13 protein-coding genes are annotated in these 23,489 nt (G+C 37.1%); 8 read left to right on the forward strand and 5 right to left on the reverse strand.

What is annotated here, in order from left to right; all coding sequences use genetic code 11:
- Positions 1 to 22: 22 nt before the first annotated feature.
- The 6 genes from AC5YGI_RS19780 to argS all read left to right on the forward strand — a co-directional run bounded on the left by AC5YGI_RS19780 (position 23) and on the right by argS (position 9,325).
- On the forward strand, positions 23 to 1,636 hold the full coding sequence (locus AC5YGI_RS19780) for a SusD/RagB family nutrient-binding outer membrane lipoprotein (protein WP_496169370.1): 1,614 nt from the start codon (positions 23 to 25) through the stop codon (positions 1,634 to 1,636).
- Between the two features lie 406 nt (positions 1,637 to 2,042).
- The gene (locus AC5YGI_RS19785; RefSeq protein ID WP_330743310.1) at positions 2,043 to 5,036 is read left to right on the forward strand and encodes a SusC/RagA family TonB-linked outer membrane protein; all 2,994 of its coding nucleotides are present in this window, start codon (positions 2,043 to 2,045) and stop codon (positions 5,034 to 5,036) included.
- A 49-nt stretch (positions 5,037 to 5,085) separates the two neighbouring features.
- A complete protein-coding gene (locus tag AC5YGI_RS19790) occupies positions 5,086 to 6,537 on the forward strand; it encodes a SusD/RagB family nutrient-binding outer membrane lipoprotein (protein WP_496169373.1) in 1,452 nt (483 codons plus the stop codon).
- A gap of 85 nt (positions 6,538 to 6,622) precedes the next feature.
- A complete protein-coding gene (locus AC5YGI_RS19795) occupies positions 6,623 to 7,075 on the forward strand; it encodes a lipocalin-like domain-containing protein (RefSeq protein WP_330743306.1) in 453 nt (150 codons plus the stop codon).
- Between the two features lie 182 nt (positions 7,076 to 7,257).
- Positions 7,258 to 7,407 (forward strand): bacteriocin-like protein, encoded by a 150-nt coding sequence (locus tag AC5YGI_RS19800; protein WP_330743303.1) that lies wholly within the window; start codon positions 7,258 to 7,260, stop codon positions 7,405 to 7,407.
- A 157-nt stretch (positions 7,408 to 7,564) separates the two neighbouring features.
- Entirely contained in the window at positions 7,565 to 9,325 is a 1,761-nt protein-coding gene (gene argS, locus AC5YGI_RS19805) for an arginine--tRNA ligase (RefSeq protein WP_496169376.1), read from the forward strand.
- Positions 9,326 to 9,443: 118 nt separating this feature from the next.
- Here the strand turns inward: argS and AC5YGI_RS19810 are convergent, their stop codons facing one another.
- From AC5YGI_RS19810 to ccoN, 5 genes are all read right to left on the reverse strand, one after another.
- A complete protein-coding gene (locus tag AC5YGI_RS19810; protein ID WP_114819348.1) occupies positions 9,444 to 10,385 on the reverse strand; it encodes a YihY/virulence factor BrkB family protein in 942 nt (313 codons plus the stop codon).
- A gap of 1 nt (position 10,386) precedes the next feature.
- The gene (gene tamL / locus AC5YGI_RS19815; RefSeq protein ID WP_496169379.1) at positions 10,387 to 12,714 is read right to left on the reverse strand and encodes a translocation and assembly module lipoprotein TamL; all 2,328 of its coding nucleotides are present in this window, start codon (positions 12,712 to 12,714) and stop codon (positions 10,387 to 10,389) included.
- The gene (locus tag AC5YGI_RS19820) at positions 12,714 to 17,741 is read right to left on the reverse strand and encodes a translocation/assembly module TamB domain-containing protein (protein ID WP_330747687.1); all 5,028 of its coding nucleotides are present in this window, start codon (positions 17,739 to 17,741) and stop codon (positions 12,714 to 12,716) included. The genes tamL and AC5YGI_RS19820 overlap by 1 nt, the downstream gene beginning before the upstream one ends.
- A 290-nt stretch (positions 17,742 to 18,031) precedes the next feature.
- Positions 18,032 to 18,919, reverse strand: coding sequence for a cbb3-type cytochrome c oxidase N-terminal domain-containing protein (locus AC5YGI_RS19825; protein ID WP_110008128.1), 888 nt, complete (start codon positions 18,917 to 18,919; stop codon positions 18,032 to 18,034).
- Positions 18,920 to 18,938: 19 nt separating this feature from the next.
- The gene (gene ccoN / locus AC5YGI_RS19830; protein WP_330743295.1) at positions 18,939 to 21,218 is read right to left on the reverse strand and encodes a cytochrome-c oxidase, cbb3-type subunit I; all 2,280 of its coding nucleotides are present in this window, start codon (positions 21,216 to 21,218) and stop codon (positions 18,939 to 18,941) included.
- A 184-nt stretch (positions 21,219 to 21,402) separates the two neighbouring features.
- Here ccoN and AC5YGI_RS19835 point away from each other — a divergent pair, with 184 nt between their 5' ends.
- Together AC5YGI_RS19835 and AC5YGI_RS19840 are read left to right on the forward strand one after the other, a co-directional pair.
- On the forward strand, positions 21,403 to 21,696 hold the full coding sequence (locus AC5YGI_RS19835; protein WP_167022761.1) for a helix-turn-helix domain-containing protein: 294 nt from the start codon (positions 21,403 to 21,405) through the stop codon (positions 21,694 to 21,696).
- A gap of 268 nt (positions 21,697 to 21,964) precedes the next feature.
- On the forward strand, positions 21,965 to 23,383 hold the full coding sequence (locus tag AC5YGI_RS19840) for an amino acid permease (RefSeq protein ID WP_110008126.1): 1,419 nt from the start codon (positions 21,965 to 21,967) through the stop codon (positions 23,381 to 23,383).
- The last annotated feature ends 106 nt before the right edge of the window (positions 23,384 to 23,489 follow it).

The raw sequence follows: 23,489 nt of genomic DNA on the forward strand, positions 1-23,489 counted from the left end.
TTTAATTAATTATTACTTGAAAATGAAAAAATTTAAATATACAATACTAGGTTTAATTGTTGCCTCTATGACGTTGACTTCATGTGATCATTATCTGGATATTAATGAAAATCCAAATAGTATCCATGCAGAAGCTATTACGCCAACTTTATTGTTCCCTGGTGCTGTTGCTCAGACTTATAGAACACAAGCTACATGGATGAATAGATTTGGTGGTCTTATGATGAATTCCTATGCAGGTAACTCTTATTCTTTTGGAGCTCCGTTTGGGAATGAATATACTTTGAATGTAGATAGTTCTTTTTATCCACAGATTTGGGATGGATTATACAGAAACGTAAGTAACTTCGTTGCTATTGAGAAATATGATAACTCTACTCACAAATATGATAACTATGTAGCTGCTGCAAAAGTGATGAAAGCTTTTTACATGCAAACTATCGTAGATTTATATGGCGATGCTCCATATTCTCAAGCATTTATGGGTCAGGCTAATGCAACTCCAAAATATGACAATGATGAAGAAATCTACAAATCATTAATTCTTGGTCTGAATGATGCTATCACTCTTATAGATAATGGAAATGCCGCTGCACTTGAACTAGGTGCCACTGATATTGTTTTTCAGGGAACAATGGATAGCTGGAAGCGTCTTGCGAATACTGTGAAGTTAAGAATGTTGATAAGAATGTCTAAAGTAACAGGATCAATGGCTGCTTTTAGAGATCAGCAACTTCAGACTTTATCAGGAGCAAAATTCGTAGAAGCAGATGTTTTAGTAAACCCTGGATACAGTGCTGCTAATGATGATCAACAGAATCCATTTTATGGATACTATGTAAGAAACAGTTCAAACTCTCAGTTGCAGAATAATACATTATTTACGGCATCTGAGCATATTGCTACTTGCCTTAATGGTAATCCTTATAATATGACAGATAATGTTTATCAGAAGTTTAATGGTATCATTGATGGAAGAAGAGCAAGAATGTTCTCTTTAGTTACTTATAATGGTCTTCCTGTTGTAAAAGGTGTTAGGCAAGGTGCTACACCTGGTCAACCAGGAGCTCCGACAGATCTTACAACGGTTTCAAGATTTGGAAATGGTTGGATATTTGGTCAAGGTAGTCCTAGTACTACTGCTCAACTGACTTCAGTAGGTTCTGCTAAATCAGGGGTTTTAATGACCCGTTCAGAAAGTGAGTTTCTTCAGGCTGAAGCAGCTGTTAGATATCCATCTATCTTCGCTAATGGTCAGGCTAAGTTCGAAAATGGTATCAAAGCATCTTTTGATTACTTATATGCCACAGCAGGCTCTTCTGCTACCTATATTGCTGCAATCCAAGCTAAGGTAGGTTTAGGATGGACTGGTACTAATGATAATAAGATTGAAGCAATCATGACTCAGAAATGGTTAGCTACTGCTGGAATTAACCCTACAGAATCTTTCATTGATTATAACAGAACTGGTTTCCCGATTACTCCTATGGCAACAACTTCAGCGAAGCCTAATAAGCCGTACAGATTAATGTATCCTTCATCTGAATATGTTGCTAACTCAGCGAACGTTCCTCAGATTTCAAACGCTCAATGTTTTACTAAGAACCAAACAACTCCATTCTGGAATCAGAACTAATTCTTATAAAAACAATTTTAATATATTTTACCGCCTTCGGGCGGTTTTTTTATTTTTTAGATCTAATTTCTCTTCCTGTATATAAATATGCTAAGCATAGTATGATTGGTGGGATATACGCTGTTTTCTTATTTATTTTTTTTCAAATTATTGATATTCAGGTTGTTTTATTTCTATTTGATTCTTGTTAATATAGATAATATCAATTTAAATGATTGTTATTATTTCTTAAAAAAATATAATGATTAAACAACTTGTTTTTGTTAAATATTTAGTTTTTAACTAATTTTAGTGCGTTATTTGTTGTTTTTGTTTTTGAATTTTGAAATATGTGTATTTTTTTTAATTTTTGCTTTGTGGTATTAAGAAAGTTTTACAAATTTGTAGGGTACAAAATTAATTTGATATGAAGAAACTAACAGCAAGTCTTCTTGTTTTAGTATTATCTTCTTCTATAGCTGTTGCAAATGCCCAGCAAAAGAATGATACTATTAAAACAAAAGAGATCGAGGGCGTGGTTGTAACCGCACTCGGAATTAAGAGAGAGAAAAAATCTCTGGGGTATGCTTCTGAAGAAGTAAAAGCGGAAGCACTAACAGGTGGAACAACAAATACGGGGAACGTCGCAGGACTACTTTCAGGTAAAGTAGCCGGTCTTCAGGTTAACACAAACAACAACTTTGGTGGATCATCAAACTTATTGATCAGAGGATATAAATCTTTGTCAGGAGGATCTCCGCTTATCGTACTTGATGGATCTCCTGTGAATAACGGAAGTGTTAAGGGAAGTGTTTTTGATTACGGAAACTTCTTGTCTGATATCAATCAGAATGATATTGAAAGTATAAATGTTTTGAAAGGAGCTGCTGCTTCTGCTTTATACGGCGAAAGAGGAAGTGATGGTGTAATTTTGATTGTTACCAAAAGTGGTCGTGGAAAACAAGACGGAAGTTGGGGAGTAACATTGAACTCAAACATCAATGTAGGTTTTATTGATAAATCTACTTTCCCTAAATATCAATCAAGATATGGAGCCGGTTATGGCCCATTATACGGAGACAATGGTAATGAATATTTCAACCATGATCCTAATACTGGAGAACTTCAGGTGCCATTTACCGAAGATGCTTCTTATGGAGCCGAGTTTAATCCTAATTTGTTAGTTCGTCAATGGTATTCCTACGATCCGACCTCTCCTTATTATGGGAAGGCAACACCTTGGGTTGCCGCTAAAAATGGCCCAATTAAATTCTTTGAGACTCCGGTAACTTATGTTAACTCAATTTCATTAGAGAAAGGAAATAAATCATCAAACATATCTTTGTCATATTCAAATATGCTTTCCAATGGTTTATTACCAAATTCAGATTTGAGAAAAAATAACTTAACGGCAAAGTTCAGCTATGACTTTACAGATAAACTTCATGCTACAGTATTTTCAACTTTAACAATTCAGGATACGAAAGGTAGAAATGAAACAGGATATTCCGATAATATTGTAACTGGGTTCAGGCAATGGTGGCAGACAAACGTTGACATTTATGAGTTAAGAGACGCTTATGCCAGAACAAATAACAGTAACAATACATGGAACAGAACTTCTGGAGCAGATGGAACACCTGCTTATTGGAATAACCCATATTTCCAGAGATATAATAACTATCAAACTGACTCCAGAACAAGAACATTCAGTTATGCACAGTTGAAGTATGATATCTCAAAGAACTTTGGAATTACTGGGAAATTATCTTACGACAACATGCAAATGCTGATTGAAGAGAGGTTGGCTAATGGCTCATTACCACAGGCATTTGGAGCTTCAGGAAATAATGTGACTTCAGGATATTCCCGTCAGGATGTAAGAACTTCTGAAACCAATTTTGATTTATTCGCTAATTATAAATTCGATATTATAGAAGACTTAAATGTTAGCGGTATCGTAGGAGGAAACGTAAGGAGGAACCTAAGTGATGCTGTGTATGTAAGTACAGAAGGTGGTCTTGCAACGCCGGGGTTATTTGCAATTTCTAACTCTGCAAGTCCAATCATTCCGCCAGATGAAAACTATGCAAAATGGCTTACATCGAGTTTATATGCAACGGCTTCTTTCGGATATAAAAATTTATTATTTGTAGACGGAACGTATAGAGTAGACAGAAGTTCAAATCTTCCAAAAGCTAATAATACTTATGATTACTATTCAGCAACAGGGTCTTTAATTCTTTCAGAATTATGGAAGCAAAACTGGTTAAGTTTCTGGAAAGTAAGAGCTAATTATGCAGAAGTAGGTTCATCCACTGTGAATTATCAATTAAATAATACTTATAGAGTAAGAGGAGGATTTGGAAGCACAGGATTGGTTAATCAGTCGTATTTCTTAGCAAATCCAGATCTTAAGCCACAGAGATCAAAAGAAGTAGAATTCGGTATGGAAGCTCAATTCTTAAAAAATAGATTAGGTTTTGATATTGCTGTTTATAAAACGCGTACTCTTGATCAAATCATCAATCTTCCGGTTTCTTCAGCTACTGGGTATAGAACCTTCCTTGTAAATGCAGGGCAGATTAATAATAAAGGTATTGAAGTTCAGTTAAATGGTACGCCAATTAAAAATTCTAACTTTAGCTGGGATATTGATGTCAACTGGTCTAAAAACGAAAATGAAGTGGTATCCCTTTATGGTGATTCTCAAAACTATTTGTTAGCACAATATCAGGGAGGAGTTTCTCTAAACGCGAGAGTAGGGCAGGCATTTGGAGCCTTGGTTGGTTCAGATTATGTCTATAATGCTAATGGAGAACGCGTAATAGATCCAGCTAACGGTAGATATTTAAGAAATCCAAATCAGGTAATTGGTAATATTACTCCGGATTGGATTGGAGGTATCAGAAACAGCTTTACTTATAAAGGAATTTCTGTTAGTTTCCTAATTGATATCAAGCATGGTGGAGATGTATTCTCTACAGATATGTATTATGGTCTTGCTACCGGATTATATGAAGAAACAGCTGTAGGTGACTACAGAACTGCAGGTGTTGTTCATCCTGGTGTAAATCCTAACGGACAGGTAAATACAACTCCTACAAGTTCACCTGATACTTTTGGTAACGTAGATGGATATAGAAGAATGCCGAATAGCAGATTCGTGTATGATGCTTCTTACGTGAAGTTGCGAGAAGCTAGTATTGGTTACAGTCTTCCAAAATCAATTCTTGCTAATACTTCTATACAGGAAGCTAAAATTTCTTTAGTTGGAAGAAACCTTTGGATCATCCACAAAAATTTACCTTATGCAGATCCTGAAGCAGGAACTGGAAACGGGTTGGCTTCAAAAGGAAACTCTATTGGAGTGCTTCCTACAACACGTGACATCGGTATCAATGTAACATTAAAATTCTAACAAAAACATGAAAAAGATAATTTTAATATTAAGTCTAATTTCTTTAACTGTGGCCACCACTTCTTGTGAACGTGATATCACATCTTTGAATGAAGACCCAAAACACCCGTCAATTGTTCCTTCAGGATTATTGGTGGCAAGTGCAGAGCAGGAATTAATATCACAATTATTAACACCAAACGTTAATAATAATATAGCAAGGTTATTTACTCAGCAGTGGGCACAAACAACCTATATTGATGAATCCAACTATGACATGGTTACACGACCTATACCACGAAATCATTATAACAGATTAATGGCTACTAGTTCTGCTGTTGTTCATTCGCCAGGGGTTCTTTCTGCCCTTAGAGATGCAAAACAATTTCTTCAAAATGAAGGAATGAGTGCTGCAAAGAAAGCCAATAATGAAGCAATAATTGAACTTATTAGCGTATACGCGTGGGCAAATCTGGTTGATACCTATGGAGATGTTCCTTATTTTGGAGCTTTAAAAGCTGTTCCTGGAAATCCAGGGGCTTCAGAAATTCCTTATGACGATGCAAAAACAATTTACATAGATTTGATCAAAAGAATAGATGCTGCTACAGCCATGATCAATACTAGTGAAAGTGGTTATACAGACGATTTGTTCTATAAGGGAAATATGACAAATTGGAAAAAAATGGGTAATTCCTTAAAATTCAGATTAGCAGTAACATTAGCAGACGTTGATCCGACATTAGCTAAAACCCATGCAGAAGCTGCTTATGCTGCGGGATTATTTGAGGGTAAAGAGGATAACTTTGGATTAACTGCTTTCCCTTCGGGATTATTTGCTAATCCTGTTTATCAAGAGGTAGTGCAATCTGGTAGAAATGACTTTATTCCATCAGAAATGTTAGTAAACTATATGAATTCTACTTCAGATCCTAGAAGAGGAAAATGGTTTACTAAAGTAGGAGGAAGTTATGTAGGAGGTGTTTATGGATCTGGTAACTCATTTGGTGCATACTCCCATATGACTTCTTCAAAACCTAATGATGCAGGAGAAGATGGATATATGCTTATTGCAGAGAATGCTCAAGGGTTTTTATTAGATTACTCAGAAATTTCATTCTTAAGAGCTGAAGCAGCAGCACGCGGATTTAGTGTAGGAGGAACAGCAGCAGGCCTTTATGGACAAGCAATCACAGCCTCCATGACAGAATATGGAATTTCTCCTACAGTTGCAGCTACATTTATTGCCACCAATCCTTACGATGCTTCAAACTGGAGAAAATCAATTGGTTTCCAGGCTTGGGTTGCAATGTTTAATAAAGGATTCCAGGCATGGAATTTTGCGAGAAGATTAAACTACCCTGTGTTTGAAAATCCAGAAGATTCTGCAGTAGAATCTGTTCCGGTAAGAATGAAGTATTCTGATCAGGAATATTTGCTTAACAAAACTAATGTTGAGAAAGCTGCTGCAAAAATTGGAGGAGATAAAGTATCAACAAAAATTTTCTGGGACGTAAATTAGTGTAATTGTCCTTTGAAGTTAATAATAAATGGTATTCCTGTAGCAATACAGGAATATCTTGTTTAAAAAAAATATACAATACAATATGAAGTTTTTGATCGGGCTTATTGCCATAATGGGAATTATTTCATGCAGCAGTGGTGATGACAGAAGTAATTCTATAACAGAAGAAGTAGGTATTAATGGTACATGGAAGCCATCCCGATATGAGTTTAAAGGGAAAAGCTATCCTGTATCCACTTGTGAAAAAAAGGGACAGATACTTATTAATACCGACTTTTCGGGAGTGTATGAAAGATATGAAGCTGGTGTTGGATCAGAAGAGTGTATAAAGCCTGAGTCCTATTCAGGGAAATGGGCCTACGATAAGATGTATGGTAAATTAACACTTACTTATACGGAAGCGGGAGTGAGTAAAACCTCACAAAAAACAGTGGAAGATTTTTCAGCTACTGAGCTTAAAATTGCTGACGGTTCTAAAAATGTAGATGGAATCACAGGTAATGATGATGCTGTATTAGTTTATATAAAAGAATAAAAATACTTAAGAAACCGCCTTCGGGCGGTTTTTTTATTTGTAATTATAACGTAAGGTCAATGATATCGGTTGGATAGATATGTGAGATTATTTTTAAATTGATTTTTTATTTCATATTAATTTATTATCTTAGTCTAATGAGACTTTTACAGCCTTTACAAACTAAATTAAAAAATATTATTATGAAAAATCTAAAAAAATTATCGAAATCAGAATTAAAAAAAATTGCAGGTGGATGGGTTCCCCAGCCAGGACAGAGTTGTCCGGAAGGAACTTGTCAGTATACAGAAAATGGACCTTGTAGAATTTACAATCCGGACAAATGTTATTAATAACTCTATAGCTTAAAAGCTAAAGGAATAACGTTTATGAATTAATAAAAGAGTTCGGTAATTGTTACCGAACTCTTTCCGTATATTTGTACTTCAAAATTTTGAAATGAAATACGGGCTAATTACATGTGGCCTATGAAAAAATAAGTATGAACACATGAATATTAAAGATATTATAGAAGAAAAACTTTCGGAGGTTATTTTAAATGTATATCAGTTAAAAGACATGAAACTGGAAGTTCAGGAAAATAAAACAGAATTTGAAGGTGATTTCACCATTGTCACTTTTCCGTTGGTAAAACAATTGAAGAAAAATCCTGAAAGTATCGGGGTTGAATTAGGTGAAGCGTTAACAGAACAGACGGAACTTTTCGAAAGCTTTAATGTAGTAAAAGGTTTCCTGAATGTTAAAGTGAAAAACCAGCTGTTTGTGGATAACTTCAGATCGGTAAGCAAGAATTTTTCCACTATAGAAAAGAAAAATGCCACGGTAATGGTAGAATATTCTTCACCAAATACCAACAAACCATTGCATTTAGGGCATATCAGAAATAATTTATTAGGATTCTCAGTCGCTCAGATTTTAAAAGAGGCCGGATATGATGTAATCAAAACTCAGATCATCAATGACAGAGGGATTCACATCTGTAAATCTATGCTGGCATGGGAGAAATTCGGGAACGGAGCAACTCCTGAAACAACCAATACCAAAGGAGACAAATTTGTTGGAAACTATTATGTAGAATTTGACAAAAATTATAAAAAAGAAATTGCAGAGCTTGTAGAACAAGGGGTAGGAGAAGAGCAGGCTAAAAAAGATGCTCCGGTAATGAAGGAAGCTCAGAAAATGCTGTTGGATTGGGAAAATGGAGATGAAACAGTGAGAGCGCTTTGGGCGGAAATGAATTCATGGGTTTATAAAGGATTCAATGAAACGTATAAGAGATTAGGCGTTGGCTTTGACCAGGTTCAGTATGAAAGCAATACCTATATTTTAGGAAAAGATCTTATTCAGGCAGGATTGGATAAAGGCGTTTTGTATCAGAAAGAAGACGGTTCTGTTTGGTGTGACCTTACCGATGAAGGTCTTGATCAGAAGCTGTTACTTCGTTCAGACGGTACTTCAGTCTATATGACTCAGGATCTTGGAACGGCAGTGGAGCGTTTTAAGCAAAATAATATCCAGAAACTGATCTATACTGTAGGAAACGAACAGGATTATCACTTCCAGGTTTTATTTAAAATCCTGAAAAAATTAGGATATGAATGGGCAGATCAGTTATTCCACCTTTCTTACGGGATGGTAGAGCTTCCTGAAGGTAAAATGAAATCCCGTGAAGGAACTGTAGTAGATGCGGATGATCTGATGCAGGAAATGTATGAAACAGCAAAATCCAAAGCTCAGGAATTAGGAAAACTGGAGAACCTTTCTGAAGAAGATAAAGAAGCATCTTATGAAACAGTAGGATTGGGAGCTTTAAAATATTTTATGCTGAAAGTAGATCCAAAGAAAAAGATGCTTTTCAACCCTGCAGAAAGTATTGATTTCAATGGAAATACAGGGCCGTTTATTCAATATACCTATGCGCGAATTCAGTCATTATTGTCTAAAGCAGGTACTTTGCAGACAGAAACAGCGGATATTGAATTAAATCAGTCTGAAAAAGAATTGATCATGCAGTTGGCCAACTTTAAAACTGTAGTCGCTAAATCAGCGGAAACTTTAAGCCCGGCTTTGGTGGCAAACTATGTATACGATCTTGTGAAAGCATACAACTCTTTCTATCAGAATAATCCGATTCTGAATCAGGAAGATGAAAATGTAAAACAATTCCGTTTGAATATTTCAGATCTCACAGCAAAGACAATTAAAAAATCGTTGGAACTCTTGGGAATCGGAACCGTAAACAGAATGTAAAAATAGAAAGCCTCCTGAAATTTTTCAGGAGGCTTTCTTCTTTTTTATATATCAATAATCTCGTATCAGAAATATCCCGGATCTCAAAATCTCGCAACCCGAACCCTGTAACCCGAACCTACGTTTTATCGCTACTTTCACCCTGCATCTGTTTCAGACTATCCGCATACAACTTAGCAGGAGTCCATCGTGCATGTTTGGAAAGAACTACTTTATATCCCTTTTTGTAAGTATATACTTTAGTAAATTCTGCGCCGAAGAATATCAGCATACAGGAATAATTGATCCACATCATAATCAGAATGACTGTTCCAGCAGCACCAAAGGCTGAAGTAGGTTTTACCTGATTAAAATAAAGACTTAATAAAAATTTTCCGAGGGTAAATAAAACCGTAGTCAGGAATGCTCCTTTCCATACCGGTTTCCAGCTGACTAAAACATCGGGCAGTACTTTAAACATCAAAGCAAATAACAGCATCACAAGGCCAAAACCGACGGCGAAATTGACGACCTCTACCAACATATACGTTTCAAAACCAAAATATTGGGTGATAATCGTATTAAAAAGGCTGATCAGAGAAGATAAAATCATGGTAATCATCAGAAGAAATCCCAGAATAAGAATCATTCCCAAAGAATTCGCTCTGTCCAGTAAAAATTTGACTAATGCCTTTTTGGGAGCAGCTTCTACTTCCCAAAGTGTATTTAATGAATGTTGCAGCTGAAAGAAGAGTGTAGTAGAACCGAAAACCAATGATCCAACTCCAACTGCCTTCATAAAAATATTCTTTTTGTCAATAAGAGCACCGGCGAGCATACCTTCGATACTTTTTGCCACGTCCGGTCCCATAATACCACTGATCTGTGTGCTGATCTGTCCGCGAATGGCTTCTTCCCCAAAGAAATTTCCAAGTACCCAGATAATAATAATCAATAATCCCGGAATAGAAAAGATGGCATAATACGCAAGACTTGCTGAATCTTTTGATGCAGTAGAATTGTTCCATTCAGTGAATGTATCTTTTAAAACTTCCCAGAAAAATTTAGCGGTTTTGATCATATTAAAAAGGATATCCGATGGCAATATTTAAAACAAGATTGTCTTTTCTCCAGCTTGAGTCTCCGAAATTAATTTTATCGAAGGCCCATCTGTCCCCTTTCTGATAGTAAGGAACTCTCAGTGGCATCGCAAGATCCAGTCTTAAAATCAGGATAGAAAAATCCAGTCTCAGACCTACTCCGGCTCCCACCGCAATTTCATTTAAAAAATCTTTTGAAAACTTAGCCCCGGGTCTGTTTTCATCATCATGAAGAAGCCAGATATTTCCGGCATCTACAAACACGGCAGCATTTAAAAATTTATAAAGATTGACTCTGTACTCTGCATTTAATTCCAGTTTGATATCTCCGGACTGGTCAAAGTAAGTCCCAGGATCTATAGTTCTCGGGTCAAAACTTCCCGGTCCTAATGTTCTTGCACGGAATGCCCTGATACTGTTACTTCCTCCTGAGAAAAACTGTTTAGAGAAAGGAATATACTCTGAGTTTCCGTATGGATAGGCAATTCCTCCAATAAATCTCGTAGCCAGTGAAGACTTTTCACTGAACTTATGATAGAATCTGAAATCGTTTTCAATCTTTACATATTGGCTGAAAGGAATACCAAATATTTTCTTTTCCTTATCTTTTTTTACATCAGCTCCGGTAAGCAATCCCGTAATATTTCCAGCAAGATCAAGCGTACCTTTATAATAAACGGTGTTGGTCTTTGGAAGCATGGTATTGGTATAGGTATAAGAATAGGTAGGGCCGAAAATAAGCTGCTTTGCCACAACTCTTGCCATTGCTGGATTCTTCTTTGATATTGAATCATATTCTGCGGTAACCTTTGCCGGGGACACCAAAGTAATATCAATCACTTTCAGATCATGTTCTTTTCTTGCGTTTTCTTTCCACACATATCCGAATGATCCGGTGAAATTATTTAGGGTATAATATTGTGTTCTGTTCTGGAATTCATATCCCAATGTGATATTCGTTCTGGGAACAAATTCACTGGAAGAATGAAAACGAAATGGTGCTACAATTCGTGGGATTGAAAGCTGTACGTTTGTTCCTGCACGGAAAATATTATTGGCATTTTGAGCCCCTCCCATCTGGAAATCAAAAGCTCCATAGATGGCAGCTTTAAATTGTTCTGCACCTCTGAAGAAATTTCTGTGGGTCCAGTTCAGGTTCAGCTCACTACCCGCATAGTTGGCGGAATTGGTCCTTCCCAATGCTTCCAAACGAAGCGATTGTACCTGTCTTGGAGTCAACAAATAATAGGCATCAAATTTATGGCTTAAAGAATCAGATACAATAAACTCGTTCTTTACAAATTTGAATACTCCCAGACTGATCAATCGGTTAAGAGTTAAATTGTGGTTCGAACGGTTGTAAAGATCTCCTTTTTTGAAATATAAAGCTCTGTCAAAAATTTTCGGTTTAAATTTATGCTGCGGATCAATGACGTAAATGTCATCAAAACGATATTTGGAAAGAGAATCTTTATCCATCGGGATACTGTATTTACCATCTTTTACATCCTGAATATTGTAATTGGGAAATACGATAACATTATCAATACTGAACTGCTGCGTTGCCAAATCAGGAGTGTTATCTTTTAGTTTTACGTTAAGTTCAACTTTATGATTTTTACTCACCGTACTGTCCGCCTGCACGATAATATTATCAGGATGGAAATAATAAAAACCTCGTTCCTTTAGCCTGTTGTCAATTCTTTCTCTTTCTGCTTTGATGACATCCAGGTCAAATGGTCTTCCGTTTTTAAGAAGAGTTTTCTCCGTAAGGTTTTGAATTTCATGATTGACCAGTGTAGAATCTTTCTGGAATTTTACACCGTCTATCAGGTATCTTGAACCAGGCCTTACTGTATAAATAACCTGAGCTTTTTTGTTCTTTGAAACAGTGTCATAAGTAGCTCTGGCATTGAAATATCCTTTGTTTTCAGAATAATTTTCAATGATATCTTTATTGAACTCACGATCTACATCTCCCAATAATACTGGTTTTTCACCCACTTTATATTTAAGCCAGTAATTAAAGCCTTTGTCTTTTTTAGGCTCCTTGGCAATATTATAAAAATACAGCTTGGGACGTAGTCCTAAAAATGTGGAATTAGGCTTTGGAGTGAGATTCGCTTCCAGTGCAGACTCAAGATCTTTTTTTTCTTTTTTGGAAATCGTATCATTTTCAATCTTTACTTTGGCTCCCGTATAGAGCATCTGGCCCTCTTTCAAAAACCTGGTGTTGCCGCACGAGATTACCGTGGATGCCATCCCGGAAACCAACAGATACTTACAATATATATGGAACTTATTATTCATTATTTAAATTCTACCACTTGGTTATTTTGATTTTTTTTCTGCTTTTTCTCTTTAGATTTCTGGAAAATCTCCCGGAACTTGTCATAATCCAATGTAATAATAAATCCGACGCCGGTTTCTATGATCTGTCCCTGAAGAGCTACCTGATATTCATCCTTACGATAAGCACGAAGCATATACCTTCCATCTTTGGAAAGGCTGTAATCTACGGATACATTCCCCGCAATATTGGTCATGTTTTCATTCTGGCGTGCCTGGCCTTCCAGTCCGAAGTTACTTCCTACCGTTACTTTTAGTCGGTCATTCAATAATTTTTTACTGATATCTACATTCAGGTCGGTGCGGGTATTTTTCTCTCCGGTGGAATAATCTTCTGAAGAATCAAGTCCAAAATTAAGATCTACTCCTTTAATCAGGCCTGCTGCAAGATTATTCAGCTGCTGGGAAAGGATTTTACTCACACTCTGTCTTGCCATGGTTTCTGCAGACATTCCGGCACCGCTTTCAAACGGATTTTCTCCTATAAAACGGTTCAGAAGCAATAAGGCAAATACCTGTTTGTTCAGCTCAGACTCCTGAGTTCTTATCTGGGCAAGTTTCTGATCTACAACATCTTTTACATTCGTAGATACAGAATTATTTTTCTCATCTGTAGTAATATCGAAAGTAAGCTGAGGTTTCAATAATTCTCCTTTCATTTTCAATAAAGCATTGAAAGGAACCCTCTGCTTAAACTGATTCATGGTTGAGGCACTCTCTCCACTGATCTGCTGCTCCACAAGGTCAATAGGTGGTGCTTCTGTTTTATATACGGCAGTAATATCCATTTGAGCCATAGTAGGTTCACCTGTCCAGGTAATGGTACTGCCTTTCTGAATGTCAAATTTACGTTTCAGGAAACTCACCGAAAGATCATAACTTCCTTTTTCCACTTCATATACTCCTACCAGCGTAGTTTTTCCTGACGGATCTATTCCTCCGGTTAATTCAGCTTCACCCTGAAGCTGTACAAAATCACCATTGGCTTTATCAATGATCAGCGACAGTTTTGCCTCTTTGCTGACTTCAATATTAACACTTACATCCATTCCTTTGATGCGGCTCTGCGCATTAAGAGAATCTGCTTTGATTGTTTTGTTTAAAACCACCTGATCCTGATCCACAAATTCTACAATACCATCTCTCTCCTGTAAAGTAGGGCTGGATTGAGGAAGAACAAACGTGAAATCAGTGTTGTCTGCCACGCTCAGTCTTCCGTCTACTTTTGGAAGATCAAGGTTTCCACGAATATGAAGTCCGGCATCAATGGCCAGAATACCATACATCATCGCATCATTTGATTTCTCTGAATTGACAACTTTGAAGTCTTTTGCATTCACATCCAGATTAAAGGCAAAATCTCTGTAGGTTTGGGTAAGAACCTGCCCGTCCACCACAAGAGCATTTCCGTCCTTGTCTTTGATTTTGAACTGATCAAACTCAATTCCGCGGCTGGTAAAATCTATTTCATCACTAAGGTGTCTGAAATCACTTCCCGTTTTGGCAATTTCCAATCCGGCATCATTGAATTTCACTTTTCCTAAAATATTCGGTTTATCTGTAGTTCCGCTGATCTTTAAGTTTCCTGATAGATAACCTTCTGTATTGGTAATAGCATTCATAGAGAATCCCTGAATACTCTTCATCTGAAGCTGGTTGATCGCCATATTCAGATCAAAAGTACTGGAAGAGGTATTATAATCCCCAAGGATTTTTACGTCATTGTTATTTCCCGAAAGGGCAATATCAGCATTTAAAACCTTCGGTGAGGCATTATTCACTTTTACAGCAAGGTTTCCGACAGGACTTCCATAGACAATTAAGTCTGAAATATTCAGGTCGGAAGTGAATGTCATATTTTTAGTCACATCACGAAGCTGCGCCGTACCATTGATCGTTCCTCTTGCCAGAACCGTATCTTTTTTAATAAGTTCCGTAATGGTTTCAATTTTAAAATCTTTCAACGAAATATTCAAAGGGCTGCTTGGGCTGCTGCTTTCAGACTGTACAGCAATTTCACTGCTGCCATTAGACAAGATGAAGTTATCCGCCAGAATTCCTTTATTGCTGATCTGAATTTTATTGTTTTCAGCAACATTCCAGTCCGTATAATTCAGTTTCAACCCGTTCGGGTTCAGAGATATTTCGGTAATATCATTCAACGATTTTGCATTTCCTGCAATCAGGAACTGAGTGGCGTCTTTCTCATCTTTTGTGGTAACATTGTATCGGATGGTATTGTCCGCAACATCCCCATCAATACTGATTTTATTTAAAGAAAAGCTTGAGCTTTTTAAAGCCGCTACATTCAGACTGTACTGCAATGCCTGATTTTCATTGGTGACTTTTAAAGCACCTTTTTCAATGGTATTTTCACCATATAATAATCTTGGTATTTGGCCGTCAATTTCAATTTTCTGAGAATCTGCATCATAATTTCCAACAAGATTGATGGTTTCAAAATCTTTCAGATCCGGCGCAAACTTTCTGATCAGATCATCATTTTTGATTTTAGCCGTAAAAGTAAAATGTTGTCCTGGATCAATTTTCTGTTTGTTATCCGGCTTCTGGAACTGGTAATACTGATTCACAGTTTTCGTTAAAGCACCAAAAATCTGAGTCAATTTATATTTACCTTTCAGTTCCACATCTGCGATCTGGGAATTGAAAATAATCTGAGTAGAATCTGTTGTGGAAGAAGCCTTCAGATTGACTTCCTGTACAGGATAAACCTCTTTGGTATCCGAGAACGCGAAATCTTTAAGGTTGAGATATCCATTTAAATTATTGGGATCTAAGCTGGTGAAATCTCCATCAATTTTTCCGGCAATAATCATTGGTTTTTCATAGAAGCCAAGTTTGTTGACATCCAGTTTGATGACTTCTCCGTTCACTTTTACCGTAGGATTTTTTTCGTCATAAACCCCGGAAGCGGTCAGCTGCAAACTGGCATTCGGGTCTTTTGAATCTAAAATAACATGATAAGCTCCTTTATTGATCTTTCCGGTAAGGTTCATGTTTTGGTAACGATATCCTTTGTAGACTGCGGAAGCAACGTGACCTTTTAAATCTGCATTGGCATTTTTAAAATCAAAACTTTCCCCTTTGGCTGCAATTTGTGCAGTGATAGGACCAATATCTTTATTCTGAATGATTTTCCCAACCTGTATACCCTGAAGATTGGCTTTCACATCATACAATTCATGATTTTTTCTTCGCATGTCTACCTGTGCGATGATGGCAGCGTTTCCCAAAGTAGAGTAGAGGTTGAGATCTGTATTTATCGCTTTCGTTGTTCCTTTTGCATTTCCTTTGATGCTGAAATGGGAAGGAAGCGAAATATTCGAAGGGATTGTATTTTTAGGGACAAGATTGAATATCGTCTTAGCATTGGATGAAAATTCCCCTATTCTCAGGTCATAATACAACTGATCCGGATTCATCGCATTTTTGATCCTTCCGGAAGCCATTACCCTTAGCTGATCCAGCCCTGAAACTTTGAGATCCTGAATTAAAAGATCATTCACGCTTCCTTTTACATTCGCATTTACGTTTAGGATAGCATTCGGATATTTATTGAACGGAACCGTATTTCTCAATGTCGGAACCAGATTCAGAATGTCGGAAAACCCTATTTTTGAATCTTTGATATTGGCCGAAATCTTTACAGCACCTAAGTTTGAGCTAAGCTGGTCGATAGAATTATAGTTTAAAACAACCTCATCACGCAGTATTGTTTTTGGAGTCTGCAGATAAAGATCTTTAAGATAAGCCTCCTTTTCAGCATACACAAAATCGGTATTGAACTTTTGAATATCCAGCCCTCTGCCTTCTTTGATTTCTGCTGAGTTTACTGTTCCTGCAAAGGTGTTGTTCTCCATTTTGAAGCTTCTCACCTCCACGTTCATCTTTGAAAAATTAAGGTGGTTGAAGTCCATTCCCTGTTTAGTAGGAGCGATAGCGGTATTGTTATAATTGACCTTTACATCGTTCAAAACAAGTTTTCCTAAGAGGAGTTTCATAGCTTTATCCTGATCAGAGGCTTTGGAAACTTCAGGTTCTTTGGTTGTTTTAGGATTGGCATTCTGAGCGGGAAGATAAAGATTGGCATTAATGTCTGCTCCCGAAAGAAAAACATTCGCTACGTTGAAAGCGTTGTTTTCAAGATCCAGTTTGTTGACCTTAGTGCTAAGTTCTTTGAATATAACTTTTGCAAATGTTTTGGTGTTTTCATCGCCGTAATCAATGTCGAAATGAGTAAGCTTGATTCCTCTTAAGCCAATATTCATAGGCTTTTTTTCATTAAGAGAATCTACTTTTTTCTCCACCTTGTTGGCAACTTCTTCTACAAGTCCCTGCTTTAACTTTAATTTTAATCCGTCGAGATTGATATCATTAACAGCATACTTATTTTTGCTGAGATCAAAAGTTTTAACTCTGGTATCGAATGACTTAAAATAGAGCTGAATATCATTCTTCGATTGCTGGTCGTTAAATGTTACCCCAACATCTTTTAAATTGATTTTATCAAGGGAAATAATAAAGGGTTTGGATGGGCTTTCTTCTTTATCACTGGAAGCAAAAGCATCAATGATATAATCAAAATTGAATTTGCCATCCGGTTTCCTCACTACATTGGCACGTGCTCCTTCCATTTCAACAGAAGTAATATCTGCCGTAGAATTAAGAAGCTTCAGCATATGTAAACCTACATCCAGTTTCTTCACTGCCAGAAGAGTATCTACGTCCTGTCCTTTGAGATAAAGGTTCTCCATGACAAGGCTGTTCGGGAATCCTATATAGACTCTTTCCAGGCTTACGGGAGTTTTGATTTTTTTCTCAAGGTAAACAATGAGTTTGTCTTTGATGAAATTTTGAACGGCTGGAAGCCTTAAGCTTAGTATCAACAGGGTAAGAAGAACCAATATTGAAATAAAGGTTATTACAATACGCCTTAAGAGTTTTGTGGTGTTGATTTTCAGTTTCAAATGCGATGAGGTTTCTAACAAAGATAACAATACTATTTTATTTGGTCTTTGTTGTGGTACCCTTTGCGAATGCAAAAATCCTGCCTTGGCTGTCTTATTATGGAATTTTTAGTTTGTAGTTGTCAAGTGAATAGTTGAGTAAGACGAGTCAAGGCAGGGATTATTATGTTTAAAAAACGCCCCCTTTTATCATTTTTTAATGTTGAAAAGGTTAGTTAGCAAAAATGAAATTCAAATGTTAGTAGTTGTGAAGGGGGCGTGGCATGGTTTATTGATAGATAATAATAATTTTAGTTGTTTCCGTTCTCCCATTTCACTTCTTCTCCCTGAGGAGCTGCACCACCTTGTGCCGTAGTGATAGGAGCGGTTTCCTGATTGATGTGATAAATATAAGCGGCAATTTTCTCTGCATCTCTTCCGGTAATGGTTCCTTCTTTAATGAAAGGTCTCATGGTAGGATTGTTCGGAGAGCCGTTTTCAAGCATCCAGAAAACATTTTTAAATAAGCTTTTTTCTTTAATATTGATCCAGTGGGTATCGGTAAGGTTCGGACCTATACCTCCTTTTCCTCCGTCTCCGTGGCAGGTAACACAATTCGTTTTAAAAAGTTCCTGTCCTTCGGCAATATTATCAGCACTGTATTTTGCAGATTCCAGATTGATCTGAGGTGCCGTTTTCTCATACTCTTCTATGGAAGCCAGCATGGTTTTTGTTTCCTTCGTGTATTCTGCATCAGGATGGGCATAATCTGTAAAAGAGAAGGCTACCAGATATACGGCACAGAAAATACATCCGAACCAGAATAAGCCAATCCACCATTTCGGAAGCGAGTTGTCCAGCTCTGTAATTCCATCAAAACCATGGTCGATAAGAATATCTTTTTCTTCTGTAGCGCTTTGCTTTTTGAACGCAGAGTTCCATAATTTCTGGTAATAAGGAATCTTTTTTTCTTCCAGATATTGTTTTTTTTCTTCCTCGGATAATCTGTTGAAACTTTCATTTTCTACCAGGTCACCAATCGAATTCATGATCAGCAGCAGGATAATGGCAATTAGTATCAGCGCCCAGAAAAAAGGAGAAGAAAAATATCCTGAATCTCCGGCGAACATTTCAAAGGCCATGATCGTTAAACCTATCGTTGTTGCGATATATATTGAAATGGGGGTTCTCGTTTTCATTGCAGTTTAATTTTAAATGTTACTTTACGCTTGCGGTTTGTACCTGTGTCGTTTTGATGTCTGTACCTAACCTCTGGAGGTAAGCAATCATGGCTACAATTTCTCTTTGTTCAAGTGGTACATAGGCAGATCCTTTTGCTGTTTTTTCTTTGGCCATCTGATCTTTTACATCCGTTGCTTCAGAATAAATTCTCTGTACAATTGCTTTGGACTGGTTGTCCGCCCATTGGCTGGCAGAATCTATCTGGGCTTTTGTATAAGGAACATCGAAGACATTTTTCATCAGTTTCATTTTATCCACCATTTGTGTTCTGTCCAGTTTATTACTGATTAACCATGGGAAACGTGGCATAATGGAACCGGCAGAAGTAATTCTTGGGTTGTACATGTGTTTGAAGTGCCATGAATCCGGGTTTCTTCCTCCTTCTCTGTGAAGATCCGGTCCTGTTCTTTTTGATCCCCATAAGAATGGTCTGTCGTATACGAATTCTCCTGCTTTGGAGTACTGTCCGTTTTTCCCTTCAAATCTTACGACTTCATCACGGAAAGGTCTGATCATTTGTGAGTGGCATGAGTTACATCCTTCACGGATATATAAGTCTCTACCTTCCAGTTCCAGTGGCGTGTATGGTTTTACGGCAGTAATTGTCGGAACACTTTGCTTCAGTGACAGTGTAGGAACAATCTCCACCAATCCACCAATTGCTACTGTAATGAAAGCTAATACAGAAAGAAGAGTAGGCGTTCTTTCCAGCCAAAGGTGTAAGCCTTCACCTTCTTTTCTTGAACTTCCGATATTGGCTAAGGCAGGAGCTTCTGCAGGAACTTCTTTCTGGAATGAACCGGCTTTGATTGTTTTAATAACATTTATAACCATCAGGATAGCTCCTGAAAGATAAAATAGTCCTCCTAAGAATCTCATTTTATAGTAAGGAATGACAGCTGTTACAGTATCCAGCCAGTTTTTCCATAATAAGGTTCCGTCCGGGTTGAACTGTTTCCACATCAATCCTTGCGTAAATCCAGATATATACATTGGAACTGCATAGAAGATAATTCCTAAAGTTCCCAGCCAGAAGTGCCAGTTGGCCAGTTTTTTAGACCAAAGAGATGTTCTCCACATAATAGGAACCAGGTAATAAACAATTCCGAATGCCATAAAACCATTCCATCCGAGTGCACCAATGTGTACGTGTCCGATAACCCAGTCTGTATAGTGACCAATTTTATTTAATGATTTTGTAGCGAGTAAAGGTCCTTCGAAAGTAGCCATACCATAGCATGTAACCGCTACTACAAAGAATTTAAGAATCGGATTTTCTCTTACCTTATCCCAGGCTCCTCTTAAGGTAAGAAGGCCATTCAGCATTCCTCCCCATGACGGAGCAATAAGCATAATAGAGAACCCTGTTCCTACCGCCTGAGCCCATGCCGGTAAAGCTGTATATTGCAGGTGGTGAGGCCCGGCCCAAAGATATACGAAGATCAGCGACCAGAAGTGAATAATGGATAGTTTGTATGAGAATACCGGTCGCTGAGCTGCTTTTGGCATAAAGTAATACATAAGACCTAATACAGGGGTGGTTAATACGAATGCAACCGCATTGTGGCCATACCACCATTGTACTAATGCATCTTTTACACCTGCATATACAGAATAAGATTTCCAGCTTGTGAAAGATAACGGAACTTCCAGGTTATTGAAGATGTGAAGCATTGCTACTGCAAGCCAGGTTGCCATATAGAACCAGATGGCTACGTACAAATGTCTTACTCTTCTTTTGGCAATAGTTCCGAACATATTGATTCCGAAAATGATCCATGAGAATGCAATTAAGATATCGATGGGCCATTCATGTTCGGCATATTCTTTAGAAGTATTGATTCCCATAAGGAATGTAATAACCACACTGACGATCATCAGCTGCCATGACCAGAAGTGAATCCATGAAAGGGTGTCACTGTACATTCTGGTTTTAAGAAGCCTCTGCATACTGTAATAAGCACCGCAGAAAAAGGAATTACATACAAAAGCAAAAATTACAGCACTGGTATGAAGCATTCTGATCCTTCCGAAGCCCATGGCTCCCTGTGTATTGATCAGCCCCTGAATATTACCTGAAGCCAAGCTTTTAATAGTTGTATCATCCGTACCGAATAAAAATTCAGGCAATTCAGGATAAAAAAGCATCAATGCAGCTGTAAGCCCCAGCAGAAATCCTACAAGTCCGAATGCGATAGTCGCATAGAGGAATGCTCTGACAATATTATTGTCATAATTAAATTTTTGCGTCTCCATAAATTCCAATAGTGTTTACCGAAGTGATATTTTCTCTGAAAAAAGGCGTATTTTTAAGTCTTTTTTATGCTGAAAATAAATATCATGTAACGTGTGTAATGTTTTGCCAAAGGTATTTATTAACTTTGTTAGAGGCTAATAGCTAATCTTCTAAAATATACCGAAAACTACTAAAACAAAAGCGATGAAAGTATGTGGACAAAATATCAGGAAAATACGTAGGAGCAAAGATCTTACGCAGGAGTACATGGCCTTTGAAATGGGCATTTCCCAAAAGGCATATTCCGATATTGAGAATTCCAAGGTGAAGATCAACCTGGAGATACTGACTAAAATATCTGATATTTTAGACATCAAGCCATCTGACATCTGCAGTATTTCGCATAAGTGCGGAAACGATGAATATGAAGATAAATATCAAAATCTTTTGGAATACATGAAAAAGAATAATATTTCAGTTCCCAAAGAATTTTTATAAACCTTAATTGCTTAGATAATGTATTAAAAATGATCTCTTTCCAACAATAGAAAGTGATCATTTTTTTTGCTCTGAATGAGATGGAAAACAAGGTAGGATAGAATCTTAACTACAATTATTAAAACTATTTTTGTAACTGTATTCTGAACTTTATTTATAATGATGTAAAAAGAAAATATACGGATGAGGCTGAATTCTCAATTTACCCCATGGAATGTGAATTTCTCTGAAAAGTTTTTATATATTTAGCGACCGAATAATTCATTCAATGAGCAACGAAAATAAAACAGGACAAAACGAGACTTTAGTTAGAGGATTAACAAACCGACACATACAATTAATTGCCCTTGGTGGAGCCATCGGAACAGGGTTATTTCTGGGAATCGGACCGGCAGCGGTACTGGCTGGACCGTCCGTAATTTTAGGCTATGCTTTAGCAGGTATTATTGCCTTTTTTATTATGCGTCAGCTGGGTGAAATGGTAGTTCAGGAACCCGTTTCTGGAAGTTTTAGCTACTTTGCCTACAAATATTGGGGAAATTTTCCGGGATTTGCTTCCGGATGGAACTACTGGATTCTCTATATTCTGGTGAGTATGGCAGAACTTACGGCAATTGGGCACTATATCCATTTTTGGTGGCCGGAAATACCACTCTGGGTTTCCAGTTTATTCTTCTTTGTGGTCATTAATGCGCTTAATCTGGCATCCGTAAAAGTTTACGGAGAAACAGAATTCTGGTTTTCCATTATCAAGGTAGTGGCTATTATTGCGATGATTATTTTCGGAGTCTATCTTTTAATAAGCGGGACAGGAGGAGAAAAAGCGACAATTACCAATCTGTGGAATGACGGAGGTTTTTTTCCCAAAGGATTATTTAACAAAACAGAAAACGGATATTCAGGACTATTTGCAGCTATGGCAATGATCATGTTCTCATTCGGAGGGCTTGAGCTTATCGGAATTACGGCTGCAGAAGCCAAAAACCCGGAGAAAACGATTCCGCAGGCAACCAATCAGGTGATCTATAGAATCCTTATTTTCTATGTGGGAGCGTTGGTTATTTTATTTTCTTTAAGTCCCTGGAGAGATATTACAGAAGGATCCAGCCCGTTTGTAATGGTATTTCAAAATCTGAATGGTCTCGAATTCAGCCTTTTTGGAAAAGTGATTCAGTTCAATACATTAATAGCGAATGTTCTTAACCTGATTGTTTTAACAGCTGCGTTGTCAGTGTACAACAGCAGTGTTTACAGTAACAGCAGAATGCTTTTCGGATTGGCTCAGCAGGGAAATGCTCCGAAATTCCTGAAAAAACTGAACAAAAACTCAGTTCCTACCAATGCGATCATTATATCTTCATGCTTCGCAGGAATCTGTATTATAATCAATAAACTGGTACCGGAGAAAGCCTTTGAATATTTGATGGCTTTGGTTGTATCTACACTGATCATCAACTGGCTTATGATATGCTACACCCATTTAAAGTTCAAAAAATCAATAAATGCAGAGGGAATACATTCAAAATTCCCATCTATATTTTATCCGGTATCCAACTATATCTGCATTGCATTTTTAATTCTGATTTTAGGATTAATGAGTATTACAGGTATGGAAATTCAGGTAATTCTGATCCCGATATGGATTGGCTTTTTGTTCGTAATGTACAAATTGTACAAACCGAATTAAAAATAAACACATTTAAACATGTTTTTGGAAAGGTGAAAATTAAAAGATTTTCACCTTTTTTGTTTCTGAAAATTTTTAGAGATACTTTCTAAGTGGAGGAGAAATG

The organism is Chryseobacterium sp. CS3K3.1 (assembly GCF_059515165.1).

Bases quoted from the DNA above. Each gene is read 5' to 3' on its own strand.
- AC5YGI_RS19780 (WP_496169370.1), top strand. From the start codon at position 23: ATGAAAAAATTTAAATATACAATACTAGGTTTAATTGTTGCCTCTATG.
- AC5YGI_RS19835 (WP_167022761.1), top strand. From the start codon at position 21,403: ATGAAAGTATGTGGACAAAATATCAGGAAAATACGTAGGAGCAAAGAT.
- AC5YGI_RS19795 (WP_330743306.1), top strand. From the start codon at position 6,623: ATGAAGTTTTTGATCGGGCTTATTGCCATAATGGGAATTATTTCATGC.
- ccoN (WP_330743295.1), bottom strand. From the start codon at position 21,218: ATGGAGACGCAAAAATTTAATTATGACAATAATATTGTCAGAGCATTC.
- tamL (WP_496169379.1), bottom strand. From the start codon at position 12,714: ATGAATAATAAGTTCCATATATATTGTAAGTATCTGTTGGTTTCCGGG.
- AC5YGI_RS19810 (WP_114819348.1), bottom strand. From the start codon at position 10,385: ATGATCAAAACCGCTAAATTTTTCTGGGAAGTTTTAAAAGATACATTC.
- AC5YGI_RS19800 (WP_330743303.1), top strand. From the start codon at position 7,258: ATGAAAAATCTAAAAAAATTATCGAAATCAGAATTAAAAAAAATTGCA.
- AC5YGI_RS19785 (WP_330743310.1), top strand. From the start codon at position 2,043: ATGAAGAAACTAACAGCAAGTCTTCTTGTTTTAGTATTATCTTCTTCT.
- AC5YGI_RS19825 (WP_110008128.1), bottom strand. From the start codon at position 18,919: ATGAAAACGAGAACCCCCATTTCAATATATATCGCAACAACGATAGGT.
- AC5YGI_RS19840 (WP_110008126.1), top strand. From the start codon at position 21,965: ATGAGCAACGAAAATAAAACAGGACAAAACGAGACTTTAGTTAGAGGA.
- argS (WP_496169376.1), top strand. From the start codon at position 7,565: ATGAATATTAAAGATATTATAGAAGAAAAACTTTCGGAGGTTATTTTA.